Annotated in this window: 22 protein-coding genes; 5 read left to right on the forward strand and 17 right to left on the reverse strand. The window is 49.0% G+C overall.

Going from position 1 to position 19608, the window contains the following annotated elements; translation table 11 throughout:
• Positions 1-161: 161 nt before the first annotated feature.
• The gene (gene leuO, locus C3432_RS19485) at positions 162-1091 is read right to left on the reverse strand and encodes a transcriptional regulator LeuO (RefSeq protein ID WP_103778203.1); all 930 of its coding nucleotides are present in this window, start codon (positions 1089-1091) and stop codon (positions 162-164) included.
• 252 nt (positions 1092-1343) lie between these two features.
• Between leuO and C3432_RS27505 the strand changes: the two genes are divergently transcribed.
• Complete coding sequence (locus C3432_RS27505) at positions 1344-1541, forward strand: hypothetical protein (protein ID WP_146050933.1); 198 nt, start codon at positions 1344-1346, stop codon at positions 1539-1541.
• A 72-nt stretch (positions 1542-1613) separates the two neighbouring features.
• On the opposite strand, the gene C3432_RS19490 is transcribed toward C3432_RS27505, so the two are convergent.
• The 3 genes from C3432_RS19490 to C3432_RS19500 all read right to left on the reverse strand — a co-directional run bounded on the left by C3432_RS19490 (position 1614) and on the right by C3432_RS19500 (position 2845).
• The gene (locus tag C3432_RS19490) at positions 1614-2015 is read right to left on the reverse strand and encodes a hypothetical protein (RefSeq protein WP_146050934.1); all 402 of its coding nucleotides are present in this window, start codon (positions 2013-2015) and stop codon (positions 1614-1616) included.
• An 8-nt stretch (positions 2016-2023) separates the two neighbouring features.
• Positions 2024-2533: a CaiF/GrlA family transcriptional regulator gene (locus tag C3432_RS19495; protein WP_181012951.1), complete on the reverse strand. Its 510-nt coding sequence runs from the start codon at positions 2531-2533 to the stop codon at positions 2024-2026.
• A gap of 66 nt (positions 2534-2599) precedes the next feature.
• On the reverse strand, positions 2600-2845 hold the full coding sequence (locus C3432_RS19500) for a hypothetical protein (protein ID WP_146050936.1): 246 nt from the start codon (positions 2843-2845) through the stop codon (positions 2600-2602).
• A gap of 715 nt (positions 2846-3560) precedes the next feature.
• Between C3432_RS19500 and C3432_RS19505 the strand changes: the two genes are divergently transcribed.
• The gene (locus tag C3432_RS19505; protein WP_103778207.1) at positions 3561-4220 is read left to right on the forward strand and encodes a YcgJ family protein; all 660 of its coding nucleotides are present in this window, start codon (positions 3561-3563) and stop codon (positions 4218-4220) included.
• Between the two features lie 248 nt (positions 4221-4468).
• Here the strand turns inward: C3432_RS19505 and C3432_RS19510 are convergent, their stop codons facing one another.
• The 12 genes from C3432_RS19510 to C3432_RS19560 form a co-directional block, all read right to left on the reverse strand.
• On the reverse strand, positions 4469-4993 hold the full coding sequence (locus C3432_RS19510; RefSeq protein WP_103778208.1) for a hypothetical protein: 525 nt from the start codon (positions 4991-4993) through the stop codon (positions 4469-4471).
• 43 nt (positions 4994-5036) lie between these two features.
• Positions 5037-5597 (reverse strand): hypothetical protein, encoded by a 561-nt coding sequence (locus C3432_RS19515; RefSeq protein WP_103778209.1) that lies wholly within the window; start codon positions 5595-5597, stop codon positions 5037-5039.
• A 97-nt stretch (positions 5598-5694) separates the two neighbouring features.
• Positions 5695-6309, reverse strand: a complete 615-nt coding sequence (locus C3432_RS19520; protein ID WP_103778210.1) for a fimbria/pilus periplasmic chaperone — start codon at positions 6307-6309, stop codon at positions 5695-5697.
• A gap of 3 nt (positions 6310-6312) precedes the next feature.
• Positions 6313-6471: a hypothetical protein gene (locus C3432_RS27730; RefSeq protein ID WP_181012952.1), complete on the reverse strand. Its 159-nt coding sequence runs from the start codon at positions 6469-6471 to the stop codon at positions 6313-6315.
• Between the two features lie 995 nt (positions 6472-7466).
• Positions 7467-7997, reverse strand: coding sequence for a hypothetical protein (locus C3432_RS19525; protein ID WP_103778211.1), 531 nt, complete (start codon positions 7995-7997; stop codon positions 7467-7469).
• 43 nt (positions 7998-8040) lie between these two features.
• Entirely contained in the window at positions 8041-8601 is a 561-nt protein-coding gene (locus C3432_RS19530) for a hypothetical protein (RefSeq protein ID WP_103778212.1), read from the reverse strand.
• A gap of 270 nt (positions 8602-8871) precedes the next feature.
• A complete protein-coding gene (locus tag C3432_RS19535; RefSeq protein ID WP_103778213.1) occupies positions 8872-11448 on the reverse strand; it encodes a fimbria/pilus outer membrane usher protein in 2577 nt (858 codons plus the stop codon).
• Positions 11449-11516: 68 nt separating this feature from the next.
• Positions 11517-12293 carry a fimbria/pilus periplasmic chaperone gene (locus tag C3432_RS19540; protein ID WP_181012953.1) on the reverse strand — a complete coding sequence of 259 codons (777 nt, stop codon included), beginning with the start codon at positions 12291-12293 and terminating at the stop codon, positions 11517-11519.
• A gap of 807 nt (positions 12294-13100) precedes the next feature.
• Positions 13101-14351 (reverse strand): thioredoxin domain-containing protein, encoded by a 1251-nt coding sequence (locus C3432_RS19550; RefSeq protein WP_181012954.1) that lies wholly within the window; start codon positions 14349-14351, stop codon positions 13101-13103.
• Between the two features lie 55 nt (positions 14352-14406).
• Complete coding sequence (locus tag C3432_RS27510) at positions 14407-14619, reverse strand: hypothetical protein (RefSeq protein ID WP_146050937.1); 213 nt, start codon at positions 14617-14619, stop codon at positions 14407-14409.
• A 71-nt stretch (positions 14620-14690) separates the two neighbouring features.
• The gene (locus C3432_RS19555) at positions 14691-15206 is read right to left on the reverse strand and encodes a hypothetical protein (RefSeq protein ID WP_103778217.1); all 516 of its coding nucleotides are present in this window, start codon (positions 15204-15206) and stop codon (positions 14691-14693) included.
• 35 nt (positions 15207-15241) lie between these two features.
• Positions 15242-15766 carry a hypothetical protein gene (locus C3432_RS19560; RefSeq protein ID WP_146050938.1) on the reverse strand — a complete coding sequence of 175 codons (525 nt, stop codon included), beginning with the start codon at positions 15764-15766 and terminating at the stop codon, positions 15242-15244.
• Positions 15767-16737: 971 nt separating this feature from the next.
• Here C3432_RS19560 and C3432_RS19565 point away from each other — a divergent pair.
• Together C3432_RS19565 and C3432_RS19570 are read left to right on the forward strand one after the other, a co-directional pair.
• Positions 16738-17634: a helix-turn-helix transcriptional regulator gene (locus C3432_RS19565; RefSeq protein ID WP_103778219.1), complete on the forward strand. Its 897-nt coding sequence runs from the start codon at positions 16738-16740 to the stop codon at positions 17632-17634.
• Positions 17635-17930: 296 nt separating this feature from the next.
• Positions 17931-18419 carry a bactofilin family protein gene (locus C3432_RS19570; protein ID WP_181012955.1) on the forward strand — a complete coding sequence of 163 codons (489 nt, stop codon included), beginning with the start codon at positions 17931-17933 and terminating at the stop codon, positions 18417-18419.
• 9 nt (positions 18420-18428) lie between these two features.
• On the opposite strand, the gene C3432_RS19575 is transcribed toward C3432_RS19570, so the two are convergent.
• Positions 18429-18818: a hypothetical protein gene (locus C3432_RS19575; protein ID WP_103778221.1), complete on the reverse strand. Its 390-nt coding sequence runs from the start codon at positions 18816-18818 to the stop codon at positions 18429-18431.
• A gap of 55 nt (positions 18819-18873) precedes the next feature.
• Between C3432_RS19575 and C3432_RS19580 the strand changes: the two genes are divergently transcribed.
• Positions 18874-19458, forward strand: a complete 585-nt coding sequence (locus C3432_RS19580) for a hypothetical protein (protein ID WP_103778222.1) — start codon at positions 18874-18876, stop codon at positions 19456-19458.
• Positions 19459-19608 lie beyond the last annotated feature (150 nt).

The following is a 19608-nucleotide window of genomic DNA, read 5'->3' on the forward strand; positions in this document are numbered from 1 at the left end:
TTATTTCAGCCTGTAATTTATAGCGTATTTTTTATAAGAGGTATTTATAAAAATCAGAAACCAAATCATCATGACCCTCTCTGAATAATATCAATCACAAGAGTTGTCAATCACGCCTGCCATCAATCAATAAGAAATACGCTTTTATATAATTTCGCCACTTAACGCCGGCATGTTTTTTTCAGTATTTTTGCAATTTTTTCTTTTCCCTGATGCCTTGCTGATTTGTTATCCCAGGAAAGATAACACGTTAATCTGTTTATGTTTAATGGTAATGGCAATATCTTTAAGCCTAAAAATTTTTCGTATTTTTCAGCGAGATTATATGGGGAAAAAGAAATCATTTCGGTCTGTGAAACAATATTGAACACACTTAATATATCGGTTCCATAGTATGAAATACAGGATTCTTTTTCCGGAGTGTCATACCAGTACTGACTAAACGATAAATGTCTTTCCGGTGATGCCACCGCATGTTGCTCTCGATAAACGCCCCCCTTCATACTTATCTCCTGAAGCCGGGGATGTTTTTTGCTGGCAACAATCACAATTTCGTCATCAAATAAGGAAACGGAAGAAAAATCCTTTTGTTTTATTTCACTATATGAGATGACGAAATCAGCAGATTTATTATCATCGTCTGTTTTTTTGAACTTATTAAAATATTGTTCAAATTTAATGTTGAAATTCTTCTCCCCTTCAAACAACCGTAATATGATGGGTATCAATGATATATCCAGGGGACTCTCAATGCCGAAGGTGAATGTTAAATTATCCGGTTCGGTTTCCCGTGGTGCGACAGGTATTATGTTCAGTAGTATATCCATCGATTTGCACACTGAATCATAAACTTGAGTGCCTAAGATTGTTGGTCTGACGCCACGCCCCTGCCTTAAAAATAGTTCATCATTAAATATGAGTTTCAACCGTGAAATAGCATTACTCACCGCAGGCTGAGTCATCCCCAGCTTTTCTGCTGCATGAGTAAAATTCATTTCCTGCATTGCTACCATAAAGACAGGTAACAGATTCAAATCAATTTTATGTAACCATTGCCCGACATCATTTTTACCATTCTTGTCACCAGTCATATCATTATCCAATAAGTTATTATTAACAGGACAAGTAAGCTATGAACAACAGATAGTTTGATTCTCTGAATCAGATCATAAAACGGGTCAATTTTTGTATCAGTGATAATTTTGTTCAGTATGAAGTCCCGGATATTCTCTTTTTGATAAAGTCTGGATTTCATGAGCTTTTTATTGATCCTTTTTCAGGAATATAAGCTGAGAATGTTTGTCAGGTGCAAATGACGATGTGGTCACTTCAGGGGAGGTCACATGCGTCAAATCTCCGTGGCGTCCCGACCATTCCCCGTGAACGGCGCCGAACGTCGAATCATCCACCTGAGCGCCTCCACACTGTCCGTGCGGCTAAACACGCGGATCCCACGAAGGCAGTCAGCAGAACTGACGCTGCGCGAATGCGTTCCGTCACACGACAATCCCACCTTTACGCCGATATTGAATTCCGGATAACATCCCTGTACTTCCCCACCCGTATCTGGAGAATCAGCAGGTCGTTTTTTTAATTATCAGAAAACAATAAGATCAATTATTTTCCGTCAATTTTAAAATGCGTATCTGGTACTGTTCCCGGAGTTCCGAAACCTGCCCGGTATATTCACCCGCCAGACACAGCGTGTCCGTACCACATGATTCCATTTCCTGTTTCCAGGCTTTCTCTTTTTTATCCAGCTTACCGCGTTTTTCACAGGGCAAACTTATTCGCAACAATTCATAAAGCGTATTCAGCTGCGCATTTCGCTCACGAAGCCAACGGTTATCACAAATAAGAATATCCGTCGTCGACTCCAGATGCTGGCAGTCTACCTCGGGGGGATGAGAGTCCGGGTTGGCGTAAGCGGAGGGGATGCCTGACAATAACCAGAGAACGCCTCCCGCAAGCGCCACCCGTTTTCGTCCGCTATAGCAGCGAAATAATTTCATCATATGTTCGTTCATGGCAGCGTGTTTTCTCCATCACGACGGTAACGCTGGCGCAGAAAAAACTGGCGGATCTGCCGCAATTCCGTCTCTGCCTGCGCACCCGCGGTCTTTTTAGCTGCCGCACAACCCTGTTCCCGCGATTTTTCCGCAGGTGCCGATTGTGAGGGCGATGTCAGGGAGGCTTCAGAAATAGCCAGTATCATGATCCTGGCGGTTCGTCTCCCGTGGCCTGTCCGGGAAACGCATTTTGTCGCTTTCACCACATCCTGCCGCTCGCAGGTAATATAGGTCATGATATCTGCCGCTCTGCGCAGTGAAATATGAAACGCTTGCGCAATATCATTCCGGGAGATCATCTCCCCGATCAGCAGCCCCCAACGCGCGACCGCCAGCCAGAGCGGTGGATTCTGCAGATGCGACAAACAGGCCGGCAAATAGTAAACCGCATGGTTTGTCTGCCGACCTTCCACGCGCTGGCGGATATCATCCTCTTTGCACCGATTTTCAGTACTCCATTCCATTACCATCCCCAGTGTCTCCTGCATCGTATTGGCGGTACGTATTACAGGCACCGCCAGTTATTTGTCTTACGCCTGCCGGGAAAACAGCAGTTTCAGCACCGCTGCCCTGCTGCCGACAACACCGATCAGCAATACCAACGTGGTCAACAGCAGTACGCCTGCGCACGCTGAACCTGATAACGATGATTTACGCCCCGAATTCACCATCGCCAACCCGATAAAAATGCACCAGACAGACACAATCAGCTGTTGCCAGTCTTTGTCCGGCCCATATCCCATGACGCACAGCCACCAGAAACAGCCGGGTATCAAGGCACCTCCCTGCCATAACGAAGCACTGACTGAAAGTTCCCCACAAAGCCAGCGCACAATCCACGGAGACGGAGAGTAAAATCCTCTACGTTTTCGTTCTCCGGGAAAGCCTGTGATAATCAACCACAGCAAAAGAACCGTCGCCAGAACACCGGCTGATAGCTCCCAAAAATAAAGCGATTCATCAAATAACACGTTATATACCCGTCATACTTTGCAATACCTGTTCGCAGGCGACATTAAGCCCGAATAGCAATACAAAAAACCTGACCGTCGTTAAGCTTATATTTAAGCAAATATCATTGCTATCAAAATAAGCGCAAAATAACGCACTTATCATCGATCTATTGTGATATTTTACGCTAACGGCCACCTATTAATCCTTGACAAGGACCCCGTGTCGTTTATACCTTTAAAGGTGTTCTCACTCGTTCTTTTTTCCAGTAAGCAAAAGGCCGACCTTCAAAGGTCGGCCTTTTTATTTCCTTCGCCAAATTTTATTTACCCGACAGGTTGACGCCCATTAACTGCCGTTTTTAGCATTCCCGTCGAGTAACAGAAATATTAAAAATGTTACGGATAGTGCATCTGTTATCCCCGGGTTTTCTGTGAGCCTGGGGATTTTCTTTGTCTGGCAATAAAGACGGATGCCACAGTGAAAATGTTCTGCCCGAAAGATTATCCCGGCAACAGAACAATACAATAAGGTTTGACGATGAATAAGATGAAACTCAGTATCGCGATGGTGTGTCTGATGGGCATCGCCGGTTGCTCCGGCTTCGGGCAGGCAATGGCTGCCGGTGGGAAGATTTATTCCCCGCAAAGCGGTGTGCTCTGCGACCGGCAGGAAGGTTTCTGCGCCGACCGTAACGGGCTATCAACCGAGCTGACCACCCGTTTCCTTGGCGAATATGCGGCAGACAGGCTGAATGACAGCCATCCACACCGCAGAAAATCCTTCACGTTAAGTAACGGCGTGCTTTGCAGCGTTCATGAACATAAATGTTTTATCGATCAGAATAAATCATTTGAAGACAGGAGAACGACCGAAATGTTATATGGTGAAAGCGTGTCAAATGAACCGCAACCGCTGCCAGACACCAACGAAGCGATCTTTTTTCCGGCCAAAGGAATTATCTGCGACAGAACCTCTAATTTCTGCGCCGATCCCAGCGGCATATCAATGGGATTAACCCAGGTCTATATCGGCAATACCACCGCATTGCAGTCTGCTCTGGGCGATATGAAGAATGTCAATCTCGCCAGCTATACCCTCAGCAACGGTGTTTTTTGTGATAGCCAGCGCCGAAAATGCTATGACGACAAATATCGTTCCAGACTGAATAAAGTGTATACGCGTAATTTATTCCATTAATCATCGTGCGGGCAACCTGACGTTGCCCGTTTAGATAACCGATAAAAAAAAGGCGCCCGATGAGCGCCAAAAATATGAAAAATAAATACGCGAAAAAAAAGAAGTCTCATCCCTGATGGAAAACGGAAGAGGTGAAATATCCGTACCGGATAACGTGAATAAATGGTCGTGGTTCAGCGATGGCGTCCCGCACAATAAATGAAAGACGCCTTCGTTAACTCCCGCCCCGGAAAGGGCGGGCTGTTTGTTTAGTTGGTGTACATCGCCATCACCAGCGGGATATCCCAGTCGCCCACCGGCAGGTTACCGCCACCCGGCTTCTGGATGGTCGCCGTCACTTCCTTGCTCACCAGCGGGTCCGTTACTGCATAGGTACCGCCAAAAATATCATCATCGGTTGCACTGCCCAATGCATGCTTGTCCATACCGGTATCCCAGATAAAATCCACGGAATCCGTACCGTTATTTACCGTTACGCCATCTGCTGTCGACGTAAAGGTGTAACCCGGCTTCGTCGCACCGATACCCACCGCCGTCGGGAACGAGGTCGCACCCAGCTCGCATTTCGATTCAATTTTCACCGCCAGGCTGGTGTCCGTTGCGCCGTTACCCTTCACCGGGTTCGTCGCAATTGAGCAGGTAATGGCGCCCCCCATTGTGACCTGAACATTTGCATAATTCTCTGAGCCCGCCACATAGGTTGCTGCAAAAGACGGGGCCGCTACGTACATTCCCGCCAGGGCAAGGCCGCAGAGTAAACTGTTAAGCTTCATAGATAATCCTGTTTTATTTACTGTTATTCATTGCAAAAAGTAATCAGTTCCACGCCATTACCATCAGTGGAATGGTAAATTGTGTCGGTGCCGAACCCGATTTAACGTAACCACCTAACTCCACACTGCCAGCCCCTGGAGCGGTGGTGGTGCCCACAAAACCATCCATAAAACCGGCCGCCATATCATCGGCGGTGGCCGCCTGGACGCTGGTACCGGTCTGTGCAGCGAGTTTAAAGTAGAATTTAAGAGCCGTTACAGCATTCCCCTGGGCATCCTTCGTCATATAAAACTGGCCAGGGCGCGCAGCTTCCTTCACCATATCAGCCGTTTTCACGATGCCAATAGTCGCTGAGGTATCCGTACCGCTTTTCTGACAGCCAAATTCGACTGTCCCGAAAGGTGTCCATGCATCAAAAGTGCTCAGGTCCGGTGCTGTGATCTTTGGCTTGATGGAGCACGTCGTCCCGTCACTGACGGTCACGTTCAGCGTTCCCGTTGCCTGATGCAACTTGTCAATACTCTGGCTGTGCGCCGCGCCCGCGACCAGCAGGGTGCCCAGAAGCATTGCTCCCATCCGGCGGCGGTTGTTCATCATTTTCATTATTGCTCTCTCTTTTATTAAACGTGGTTACCATCAGTCCTGCGGGTTATCCGGCGGATAACCCCTTACATCACAACTACATCGCAAACTGCTGCCGTCACTTCAGCGACGCGCGAAACTCCCGGCTGTTGCCGCCGTAATCGGTTATCACCTTCCAGCTCACCTCGCCCCCTTTCCCTGCACCCAGGCTGTAGCGCTTCTCTGACTGCGGCGCCAGGTACTCCGGCTCTTTCACCGCCGTTCCCCCCACCTTCAGCTCCGCCAGGCTCAGGTAATACGCCGTCGGGTTCTTCGCCACCAGCTGGTTGCCCTCCTGATGCCACGTCACCTGTCCGCCCACGTCTTCCGGGCTCTGTTTCAGCGACTCCGGGCGGAGCATCATCTTCATGCAGGTGCTGATTGATACCTGTACCGACACCGACGTCGATTTCTTCGCCTCATCCTTCAGCGCCTCCCCCGCCGCCTGCGGCGGCACACCCTGTATGCAGGCCCACGCCAGCGATTCACGGTCCGTCGGGTAGTCGCCGCCGGTTCGTACTATGCGCACCTGGCTCTGCTGGTTACCGTCCAGGCGGAACAGCGGCGGCGTCGCCACAAACGGCACCGCTGACTTGCGGTCTTCCGCCACCAGCGTGGTACGCGCCAGCATCGGGTAGTTCTGCGGGTTTTTAATGGTCAGCGTCGCGCCGTTCCCGTTCAGCGGAAAAATCACCCGCTAAGGCGATACCGACACGCCGAACGCCTGGGTGTTCACCGTGGTGGATTCCGATGCCGTGGCAGAAGCCTCCGTCAGGGTCATCCCCGCCATCAGCAGGCCCAGGGAACAGAACAGGGCAATATTTTTCTTACGGAATACAGCAGCGTCTTTTTTCATATTTTCCAAATACACTCTCAAAATAGTAAACCGGCAGTCAGCCACGGGCGGGAAATAGTAAAACCCCGCCCCTTTCTTTATTTCAGGATAATAAAAGTCAGTTTAAAAAAATCATTTTAATTATTTAACAATCAGCCATGCCATATCTTCACAGAGGCAACAGAAACAAACCGGAAAAATAATCTGCTCTTCTGAATATATTATTCTTCAGGTTAAGTCACCTGGCGAAGCGCTACAGCATTTCTGGAATGAAATCATTATAAGATGGGCCGCTTCATCAGGAAACCCATCAGACGATTACCGAAACGGACAATATCATCAGCAAAAACAGCAGGATACAAAAAACACCATAAAATAATCCGATCTTTATTTACCACAAAAAACAGAGATAAACACCAGTAAAGATATAATAAATGGGATATAAAACCATAAAATCATTCAAGGACAGTGTTGCAATGAAAAGACATGGCCCGTATTCCGGCCGTCGCCGAATAACAGGCCGCCCCGGACAGGGGCGAAAGAGGTCAGGAGTGATTCAGGAAAAAGAGATGAATAAAAGATCCGGGTAAAAGGATCCTGCCGGTAAAGGGATGCAGAGAGGATAATGAATTCCACGGGGCGGTGAGGAAAGCACCGCTGAAGGAAATATCGCAGAGGTTTATATAACAGAATAACAAATCAGGCGCAGAAGGACGGGAAAAAACCGTGTCGCAGCGGCGGACATTCCGTAACGGGGGAAACGGCATCCGTTACCGCCGGGAAAAAACACACCGTAACCGGTAAAAAAAAAGCGCCCGATGAGCGCCAAAAATATGAAAATAAATACGCGAAAAAAAGAAGTCTCACCCCTGATGGAAAACGGAAGAGGTGAAATATCCGTACCGGATAACGTGAATATATGGTCGTGGTTCAGCAAACGGTTCAGCGATGGCGTCCTGCACAATAAATGAAAGACGCCTTCGTTAGCACCCGCCCGGAAAGAGCGGGCTGTTTAATCAGTTGGTGTACATCGCCATCACCAGCGGGATATCCCAGTCGCCCACCGGCAGGTTACCGCCCCCTGGCTTCTGGATGGTCGCCGTCACTTCCTTGCTCACCAGCGGGTCCGTTACCGCATAGGTACCGCCAAAAATATCATCATCGGTTGCACTGCCCAATGCATGCTTGTCCATACCGGTATCCCAGATAAAATCCACGGAATCCGTACCGTTATTTACCGTTACGCCATCTGCTGTCGACGTAAAGGTGTAACCCGGCTTCGTCGCACCGATACCCACCGCCGTCGGGAACGACGTCGCACCCAGCTCGCATTTCGATTCAATTTTCACCGCCAGGCTGGTGTCCGTCGCGCCGTTACCCTTCACCGGGTTCGTCGCAATTGAGCAGGTAATGGCGCCCCCCATTGTGACCTGAACATTTGCATAATTCTCTGAGCCCGCCACATAGGCTGCGGTTGCTGCAAAAGACGGGGCCGCTACGTACATTCCCGCCAGGGCAAGGCCGCAGAGTAAACTGTTAAGCTTCATAGATAATCCTGTTTTATTTACTGTTATTCATTGCAAAAAGTAATCAGTTCCACGCCATTACCATCAGTGGAATGGTAAATTGTGCCGGTGCCGAACCCGAATTAACGTAACCGTCTAACCCTACAGTTCCGCCCCCTGCAACATCGGTGGTGCCCACAAGCCCATCCATAAAATTAACCGCCAGATCATCGGCGGTGGCCGCCCGGACGCTGGTACCGGTCTGCGCGCCGAATCGAACAAAATATTTTGCAGCCGTAACCGCACTTCCCAGGGCGTCCTTCGTCATATAAAACTGGTCAGGTTTCGCAGCATCCTTCACCATATCAGCCGTTTTCGCGATGCCAATAGTCGCTGAAGTATCCGTACCGCCTTTCTGGCAGCCAAAGTCGACTTTCCCGAAAGATGTCCATGTATCAAAAGTGCTCAGGTCCGGTGCCGTGATATCTGGCGTGATGGAGCACGTCGTGCCGTCACTGACGGTCACGTTCAGCGTTCCCGTTACCTTGTGCAACTTGTCAATACTCTGGCTGTGCGCCGCACCCGCGACCAGCAGGGTGCCCAGAAGTGCCGCAACCATCCGGCGGCGGTGGTTTATCATTTTCATTGTTACTCTCTCTTAAAATAGCTACCGTAAATTTTGTGGATTTACTTTCTGCTCACCCACGGTATTACGAACCGCGATTTATCCTTAAAATACCCGGCGGTCCGGTGGACATATCACCATCTGCAGCGCAGCAATATCGCCATATAAATTCGCTGGTTTTATTCCCGAACGCATTCGCTTTATTTATTGGCTGCACATTCATCAGGCCAATCGTATTTCGTCGAGTCACTGGAATCACTGTTTTCATTTTTTATACTCATCGGCTTATTCTTATTCCGCCCGACATACAGCTTTCAGCGTCACAACTTTTTCTTTTTTCATCTCTTCCGAAACGCTATATGCGGCTTTACATGATTCTCCGGCCTCGCTGCCCCACCTGACGTTTACGGTGCCTTTTTCCGGCATCCCGGCCATATAGACTTCACCGTTATCACCGACGATACCGTTACGCGCAACGGCGTTGCTATCGTCTGGATTTTCTGTTTCCAGGTCGGCCATCGCACCAAACGGCAACGCTTTACCGTCAGACCGCGCCAGCTTCAACAGGAGCGCCAGTCCGGTTTTCACCGGGTAACGCACCGCCATCACCGCCCCTTTGGTCGGTACCACCTTCATATCGGTCTGTTTCACCTCATCACCCGCCGCCAGGGTCAAGGAATCGAGAGAGACAGTGTTCTCCTGATACGGGCTCATATAGCCCTGCAGCGCATAGCCGCGATAATCGGTTTTCACACCGGGTGAACTGCTTAATCCCACTCCCGACACGCCGGGTGCGCTAACCAGCGCCTGCGTGCCATCCACCGACTGCCCCGCAGTGATGCCATGTTCGTGCAGTAATAAGCCGCCGCTGACGCCCAGGTTCCAGGTACGATACTGATCGCCCGTGTAGCTATACCCGGCATTGACCGTACCATCGCCCCCGCGCCAGTTCAGTCCGGCATAACCATCACGGTTCGAATCCGACGGTTGTGACGGCTGATACCCCTGCTGCACGTTCCAGTTAAGGCGGTTATCCGCCGCACTACCGTACAGGTTCAGCCGATCGCTGCGCTTCCCGGAGGAAGAGGTTGTTTGCCAACTGGCCGAGGTACCCGGCAACCAGCGGGACAACGGCACGGAGACATTTACCCCGAACTGGCGCTCATTGTGTCCTGCCCCGTCGTTCTGACCCGCGTTCTTTGTCTGAGTCGCATACAGACTGACCCCGGATCCCAGCAGCGAAAAACTGTAGCGAGCAGAGTAGGACTGGTCCGTCTGACGACGCCCCCGATAGCCGTTGCGCCACCATGACAGTCCCAGATTCCCCAGCTTGCCCAGCGACTGGCTCAGCGACATCGACAGCCGCTCTTTCGGCGTAACGCCGTGCGCACCATCTTCCTGGTTGCTATTGGACGGATCGACATAGCTGTCCAGCACCGGCGCCATATCGTGGTAACCCTTCGAACCATAACGATAGTCAGATAAGGTGAATGATGTCCCCGTCGAGTCCAGCGTCTTGCTGTAACGCAAGCGCACCGCCGAACCGGTATCCTGGCTGCCGTCTGCCAGGCGGGCCGCCGAGCGCACCACATCGACTGATGCCGCTCCCAGTTTCCCCAGCAGCGTCCCCAATCCCACCGCCAGTCCCTGATAATGATTGGCCATCTGGATGCCGCCATATATTGTCAGGTTCATCGGCAGACCATAAATCGCCGTACCCTGCAGCACTTTGGCATCGCTAAGTTTGTCGCTCCCCGTTACGCCGGAAGGCCGGTAAAAGCCCGCCGCCAGGCCATAACGGAACGCACCTCTGCGTAAAAACACCGCTTGTGACGAGTTGGCCACCGTAAAGTGTTGCGTGGAGCCGTCTTCTTCTTCCACCGTCACATCCAGTTCTCCGGATGAGCCCGGCTGCAGGTCTTTCAGCTCAAACGGCCCCGGAGCCACCATTTCGCTATAGATGCTGTAGCCGTTCTGACGTACCGTCACCCGCGCATGGGTTCGCGCAATACCGCGAACGACGGGTGAAAACTCGCGCATCCAGGTAGGTAACATGGACGTATCCGTCGCCAGCTGCACGCCACGCAGCGGAACACCGTCAAAAACGGCCATATCCTGGGAAGTCGTCAGATCGCCCATGGTTAACCGCCCTTTCAGCTGGTTAATGCCGCGCTCCAGATAGGTTGTGGAAGTCTCCCACTTGCCCGCGTCATGCCCGCTTTTCGACCATGTTGTGGCATTACGAAACCGCCATGGTCCCAGGTTTGCCCCCGGCTGCAGTCGCAGATACTGACTGTTGGTGCTACTGCCCCCTGAACCACGGGTTTCTGTCCGGGATTCATTCGCGTTGTATCCCAGCAAAACGGCCGGGATACCGTCATCCCAGCGCGCCATTGGCGCAACGCCCTTTTCTTCAGGCCGCAACGCCACCTGCGGAATATCCAGCGACAAGGTGCTGGCTGCAAAGTCATACTCCGCGCTGGCCAGCGGGATCGCTGACAGATTTGCACAGGTCCCCTCTTCTTTATCACTGGTCCCGGTCTTCCCGGCCAGCTGCGGATAATCCTCCACGCGCACGCCAAAATCCGACAGCCAGCTCACCGGCAGGCAGGGCACCAGATGCAGACGCCCGTTGTCCTGCTTTTCAGAGTGGAAGTTGACCTCGCGGGAGGCCACCTTTTTGCTATTCAGCAGGATATCGGCCAGATAAACACCCGGTGGCTCGTACCCGGCCTGGTTAAACTGTGAAACCGCCACGCCTTTACCAAAAGCATCGGTATTAAAGGTGTAATCGCTATTCGCTGCTGCAAACGCTCCTGGTGGTACACAAAGCAAACCCACCAGCACTGACAAAACCGCCCGGCGCATTACCACTCCTCTCTTTATTTTTTGATCTCTGCACCGGACCTTTTACCGCTGCACCGGAAGCTATTTCGTCACTTCAGTGACGCGCGAAACTCCCGGCTGTTGCCGCCGTAATCGGTTATCACCTTCCAGCTCACCTCGCCCCCTTTCCCCGCACCCAGGCTGTAGCGCTTCTCTGACTGCGGCGCCAGGTACTCCGGCTCCTTCACCGCCGTTCCCCCCACCTTCAGCTCCGCCAGGCTCAGGTAATACGCCGTCGGGTTCTTCGCCACCAGCTGGTTGCCCTCCTGATGCCACGTCACCTGTCCGCCCACGTCTTCCGGGCTCTGTTTCAGTGACTCCGGGCGGAGCATCATCTTCATGCAGGTGCTGATTGATACCTGTACCGATACGGACGTCGATTTCTTCGCCTCATCCTTCAGCGCTTCCCCCGCCGCCTGCGGCGGCACACCCTGTATGCAGGCCCACGCCAGCGATTCACGGTCCGCCGGGTAGTCGCCGCCGGTTCGCACAATACGCACCTGGCTCTGCTGATTACCGTCCAGGCGGAACAGCGGCGGCGTCGCCACAAACGGCACCGCCGACTTGCGGTCTTCCCCCACCAGCGTGGTACGCGCCAGCATCGGGTAGTTCTGCGGGTTTTTAATGGTCAGCGTCGCGCCGTTGCCGTTCAGCGGAAAAATCACCCGCGAAGGCGATACCGACACGCCGAACGCCTGGGTGTTCACCGTGGCGGATTCCGATGCCGTGGCAGAAGTCTCCATCAGGGTCATCCCCGCCATCAGCAGGCCCAGGGAACAGAACAGAGCGGTATTTTTCTTACGGAATAAAAAAGTATCTTTTTTCATATTTATCAATAAATACAGATTAAAAATAATTATTAGGCAATAAACGGCAAATGGCATATAGAAATATGACCTGCCGATTATCATGGGATAGCCCGGACATTTCAGACAAATATTATTTCAATCATTTAAAAAACTCCCGCAGTGTTAGTGCGGGCGCAAAAAAAAACAACAGGCACATCCATCTGGCTCTTTTGATAATATTATTTCCGGCTTCGCTTACCTGCGAGGCAACAGCAATTCCGGAATGAGAGAATTATAAGATGGGTCACATCTCTTGAAAACCCCTAAGATAGTTACAAAAACACAAGATATTTACTTTAAAAACAAAGAGATAAAAAATGAAGCACAGAAAAATCCCATCTGTTTTTTGTTGAAAAAACAGTTCAAAACACCAATAAAAAACAAATATAAAGAATATAAAACTATCAAAATATTCATCAACAGAACCACAATGATGACATAAGAATAAACGCGTCCTGATAACCAGAACGCGTGCGTTATCAGAGGACAGAACACAGGAGAATACCGTCCGTTCAACGAAATCGCGCGATTCGCCCGTTCTGATTTTTGGTAGAGAGGGACAAGGCATCAGATAAAGTCAATATAAAAGGCAATTCATTGCGCATGGGATGATATAAAGCAGGTCGTCTTTTCTGACAACAAGGAGAGCCTCAGGAAAATGAAGCAGAAAAAAGAGCGCACATCATTACAATGCGCACTCTTCGTCTGTAAACAGAGAACCGTCTGGAACGTCAGAACAGAATACCGCTAAACAATCGCTATATTCACCACCAGGAACGCGATGCGTTATTTCTGCATTGCATTATGTGAGGGACGCGCCGCCTGGCCGTTCGCCAGCACGATCGCCGCCCGAATATTTTCCGCCGTCGTCATGCCGGTAATTACCGTTGTGTTCTCAGGCGTTGCGCCTGTCACTGGCATCACGACGATCACGGGCGGTGTGTCCAGCCCTATTTGCTGAGCCAGCTCATCTGTGCGCGACATCGTATCCAGCGCTTCACCGGAAGCAACCAGTGCGCTGGAACCCGCCTGTGTTGCCGCTCTGCGAATATCCTGGGTAGTCAGATCACCTTCGGTGTGACCGGTCGCAAACACCGCCTTACGATAGGTCATATAGGCCTGGATCCCTTTGCGTTGCCATATCTGTAACCCAGTCTGCGCCGCTTTCAGAGAAGCAGGCCAGCGGGTGGCCATCACCGGCCATTCGCGAAACCAGAATCGGGCCTCCGGTGATCCATTCATGGCATACATCAGCTCAGAAGAGAGTCGGCTACACGGCGTACACTGGTAATCAGAAAAAACGGTCACCGATACCGGGGCAGTCTCTGAACCAAACACCGGCGTCTCTTTACCTTCATCGGTTAACTGAGACTGATGGACGATGGCGGCTTTTACCTGCATCCGGTAGTTTTCTTCTTCCCGCTGCTGCGTCAGTTTTTGACCAACCTGGACCAGTAAATCAGGATGTGCGAGAAAATACTCTGCAGCAATTTCCCCGATCCGTTTCTCCTGTGCGGGCGTGAAGGCCGCCGTCTGTGGTGCGTTTTCCGCTACTGGTGTTTTCTCAGAAGTAACCGCCAGTTTTTTATCCGGGAGAGCATCGAATGATAGCGTGCCGGTATCATTTTTTACTTTATTAACAGCGGGAGCCGGGGAATTCACCGGCGCAGTCAGCGTATTTTCGCTTACCGCAGCCACCGGAGAGGAACCTTTCGCTGTCACATCCGCTTTTGTCGCAGCAGAGGCTACGGGTTTATCAGCCTCAGAGATCGCCGGTGCGGCGGTATCAGAAGATGGTTTTTCACCAGAAACAACAGGGTCTGTTTTCACTTCTGGCGCTGAGGCAGCTTCAATTACCGGCGCTATCTCAGATGCTTCTTTATGTGCCTCCGCGGGCGAATCCGTTGCCGTCTTTGTAGTAACATCATTCGAATAGACCGCAACCGGTTGTGGACCTGTTTCAGCAAAAATGGTCCCGATTGACAGTACCGGCCACAACATCAGGACATACTTCAGTTTGTTCAAACCACTGCTCATCAAATCTGTTCTCCTCAAAAGCATTACGTTCTCATTCCGCGGCGCATTATGTCTGTCAGTGCATAAGCCACTGGTTAACCAGCATCAGCAATATCAGCATCCCCGTGTAGAGAATATATCGGCGCTTATCGTGCTGGCCGCCCCAGCGCATTCGCCATATCCGGCATCCGCAATACGGACACCGTTTAAAGTGCCAGGGGATCACCACACCGCAGGCTAAACAGGCGACGGACTTAGTATTGACGCCCTTGACGTTGCGTACAGCCATAGGGCGGCGCCATGGTTTCCGGCATAAATCAGCGCCAGAAACGAGTTGTATATTCATTTTCTTGCCAGCCATTACTCATACCATGTGGCGAACGCCACCCGAGAAGTGTAATCACCTGGTGTAACCTTCTGATCACCATCAACTTTAACCAGGAATGTCCCGCCGTCTGGCCCGTAGATAATCCGTCCTGCTCCTGCGGTGAACGAGGGGTCATCCTTTACAACCGTGTTTACGCCCGGCGTCAGGTACAGCTTCACCTTGTGACTGCCATCCTCCGTTGCCGCAAAGCCATGCAATGTATCCTGTCCGCTTTGCAGGAATTCATCCGCAAAACGGGCGCCAATGTGAAAACCATCGGAAACAGAGATATGGAACGAGCCAACCGCGACATCGCTGGACATTGAGCCGCCCACCCCGTGGAGACCTGATGCCGGTTCCCATTTCAGGGATGAGGTGACTTCCGGCATGATAGTAAACTCCATATCTTGCGTTTTCGCGGTTCCCCAGCTTCCCGCATAAGAGAGCCCAACCCACCCCATCAGTACCAGCTCAGCAGCAATAACCAGATATTTATAATTAATACTCATTTATTTTTTTACCTGTTAAAAAAGAAAGGTTTTTCTTATGGCAGCATCACTGCTGCAACCAGCTTTATCTGGTAACGACCCGGCGTCAGGGTCTGGCGTCCATGCGTCACCAGTACAAGATCCCCCTGTAAAGTGCTGGCGTATCCGTTTGCCCCTGATGGTCCGGCGCCCGGCGCGGTACACCCGCACTCTCGCGCCTGTATTGCACTGTTAATGCGCGAGCCATCCCCCTGATTCACGATATAACCCTGTGTCCCCAGGCCATTCGTGCCAACTCTGTCCGGCGCAAATTGAACGGCGACTTCACTTCCAGGCGCCACCATATCAACCACCAGTTTTCCCAGCAGGGTTCCGCTATCTTTTACGCCGGCCCGGAGGCCACTATCAGGTATAAAACGCAACGACGCATTATTAACGACAGGTCCTGATTCCAGTGGGATCATGGCTCGCGGCATTTGCAATTCGGCCTGCGCATTGCGGGAAATGCAGCTTATTAACATCACGGGTAAAATAAACGCCAAACCAACCGCTGTACTGACAGGAGATATAAGCTTCAGCAATCTCATAATTTCTCGACAGATGTATTACGCCAGAATAAAAACCAGAAACGGTTTTTATCGGCATCAACATATAAATAAAAAACAGGAAATGAATAAAACCAGCATTACAAAATGATTTATTATCAGTCTGATCTCGCTCAGCTCACTTTATTCCCTGCACCGACAGTTCGGGTGATTGAAGATCGTAAACACCAGGGCATAACTTAATAATAAACAGGGTATAAACATAACGACGCATCTGACGGAGTGCATTATATGACCGGGAGCGCATCCAATGAAAGCTCTCAGATAATGTCAAAATAGCGAAAAAATCACTTTAAAAACAACAAATTAAAACATTCACCGCAAAGAATTCCTATCCATGAAAAATACAAATTTTGGAACTTAACACCAAAAAAAATCTTTTATAAGCATAATAATCCAGATTAAAAAGTTAAATTACTGATGAACTGGCAGACGCTGACTCCCGTTAAAAGCCTTCCTTACTTGCTCTTGTGCATATTCAGTGTCAAACGGCGAGCCACTATCAAATGACTAAGCATGGCGTGAGCCTACGTTGTCAAAGTCCTCCCGCAGGGCGAACCGGCCTGTCTGCAAGTTTATGCATTAACGGTTAAATCCGCCTTGTCAGCAATAATCCCACCTGAGCATCATGCTGTAACTGCATAAAAGATAAGCACTTTGCGTTGAATATTTCTCTGATTTAGAGAGATTTTCGATCTTTTATTCTGTATTTTTGCGTTTCCAGATATGCGAATTCTCAATAAACACACATTTAACTATTTGAATTCTATAAAAAATCAATCATAACAATCAATATTCCGATGCGTTGCCACCATACGGACTGCAATGAGAAAATAATGATGTAAGGTTTGACGTACCGTTAACCTGGTAGAATTATTAATGTTTTCTATTATCCTGTTTATTAAAGAAACACGTAATAGTAATTAAATACAGGAATGGAGGCTTGAATGTTCGAGGATACTACCCATCAAGGAATCCATATAACTACCGGACATACAGACAAAATTCTGGACTATCTTGCGCCAGAGATTTTACTTTCACATCATTGCCTGATTTATGTTCTAGAGGGTGAACTTTGGTTCTCTGATAACGATCATAATTATCCGACAAGGTGTTGTACTGGTCAGGCAATTTTTCTTGAGAAAGGCACCATCCTTCCCTCCAGAATGCTGGATAAAATTGCATCAGGGACATCATATAAAATCCGCGTGATTAAAATCGACCCACGCATAATTAGCTTGTTTAACTTTTTTTCTTATATCGAATCGGGTTATGAACAGAACCGTATCCTGCCAAAAAGCGATACACCTGAGTCTTTGTCCTCACATTTGATTGATTTTAGAAAATTAAGTCATAGTGAACACCGGGTCTTAGAGAGGGTGAGCTATCTTTTAGCCGCAGAGAACGTATGCGGCCAGTTTCCCGAGACCCCGACAAATCAGACTATCAGGTTACATGAGTACCATCTGGTGTTGGGTTTTATGCTGAAAGTGATGCCTGAAATGGTCGATATCCTGCATAAGCACAGTCAGGAATCCTATGCTGAGCGCACCGCCAGTATCATTATGAGCGATTATTGCCGCACATGGACGTTAAGTGAAGTATCAAGCGTAATGCATATCTCACCATCCACATTGAAGAGAAAAATTAATTATGAAGTGGGCCCGTTCAGTGATTTTGTGAATCGTCTGAAAACCACTGAAGCACTGCGGCGGTTACGCAGAACAAATCATTCGCTTACAAAGATAGCGCACGACCTTGGTTTTTGTTCAAATGCCTACTTTGCTAAAGTTTTTGTAAAATATATGGGATTTCTCCCTTCCAGCGTGCGGCAGCGGAGATAACGCATAATTAATCGCGCTGTCAGGCATAAGGATAAAATTTATATAATCAGGGGGTGTTTCATCTTAAATAAGGCTTGTTGATTTTCTTTCCCATTAATTGCAATAAGAAATGTAGTCTCATGTTTCAAAGATACACTTATCTGTGTAGCATCAATTATATCTGGATTAATACTGGATGTCTGCTCTGGCTTTCTGCACTGATTGCCAGATTTTTATATCTTCATAACATGTCCGTAGTTTTAGGTAGTTGCGCATTCTGCGCATTTGCAATTTATAGTCTACAGGAGATAACAAATATGTTTGGCAAGAAAACTGACCCATCGCCGATGCCCCCCACGACGGAATCACATGAAATGCCGTTCCCGATCATCGGGAAAACAGAAACAAAAGCAAACACCGTCATTTCCAGCGATACCACCTTTGAAGGAAATATTGTCACCACGGGTATGGTCTCTATTCATGGCATCCTTCATGGAAATGTCGATGCTGAAGACGGAATCATTAGTGTTTTACAGGGGGGAGAGATCCACGGCGACGTTAACTGCAAAAATTTGAATATTGATGGTCAGATAATCGGCCAGTGCCAGGCTGAGAGTATCGAAATCTACGCGAACGGGAACATTACGGGGTCGATCATTTATGAAAAGCTCTCTGTAAAAAAAGGCGGCGCATTAAACGGACATGCTCAGCATATGGCGCAAGATACACATCGTGAAAATGTCATTACGTTTCATGCCGAAATGACGTCTGAACCAAAATTTGAGAATGAAGAGTTCAGTATATAAGGAAGCTTTTTATTGTTTCATCCGACGAGGGGCAATGAGTTTCTTTTGTAAGAAAGAGTCATCCGGCAGATAGCTGAAATGAATAACCAGGCCAGTATCCGATGATATTTCACAGCGAAAGCCAAATGTGTGCCAGTGTCCAGTATGATACTGACCTTCACCAATGAGGATCTCAGGAGAATAGCGCGTCACCTCATCGCCCTCAATACGGTTGGACCCCAGAAAAATACCATCAGTCTGGGGTTCAGTACGACGAATAGTTTCCAGCGCTGCGGGAAGACACTGGTTTTCTAATGATGTAACAGGCTCTGCCATCAAAAAATTTGCAGAACATAAGAGTAAAACGCCTGGCAGCACACGTCCTGCTCCAGTAAGAGAAACAGCAGCCTGAATCATCATCTCTCACGCCCCAGAGAATAAAATAAATTTTGTTTTACAAAAAGGTAATAACCCTATGATTTTCAATAAAATAAAAAACACCATCACTATCATTTCAAATAAAAAAACCATGATATCAAAACAGCCGGAGTTATTTATGAAAAGGCTATTATCCCCCCTGCTTATACTCACCATCGCGAATCCTTTATTTGCGCAAACCGACTGGTACACCGAGGAACAACCAGAGGGCCTGTTAACACTGACAGGAGTATTTGATGACAGCGGTGCAGCTATTCTTTTCAGTTGTGATGATGATTTATTTTCCTCCGGGGTTATTATAATGAATGAACAGGATAAAGAATACGGCATTATACCAACAGCCATAACATTGACAGACGCAAAAAAAAGAAATATTCACTTCACCGCTCCTCAGGTTCCCTCATCAGAAAGCAGCTATGCGTTTATGTCGGCCAGTTCTTCTTTGTCTTTCACTCTTTTGCATTTTGTTGAACATGCACCAGATAACATATTAACAATTAAATTAAAAAATCGTGACATTGCTCTTTCAGGTGAATGGAAAATCCAAACCGCATCCGCAGGCAACGCCATCAGGACATTCGAAGAAAAATGTCAACCAGCAAGAACCTTCTCCAAAAACTAATAATGAGATTAAAAACGGCGGTTTGCTTTATTCTTTGATAACGATCAATAAAAATATCACCGACTGGTGAAATCAACACCGTCCTTCCTGCCATCGCCAGGACAATGCCTGCGCTATATATGCTCAATACATATCGATGGCATAAATATA

Origin of the sequence: Citrobacter amalonaticus, assembly GCF_002918555.1 — a bacterium.
In the GTDB taxonomy this organism is placed as follows: domain Bacteria; phylum Pseudomonadota; class Gammaproteobacteria; order Enterobacterales; family Enterobacteriaceae; genus Citrobacter_C; species Citrobacter_C amalonaticus_A.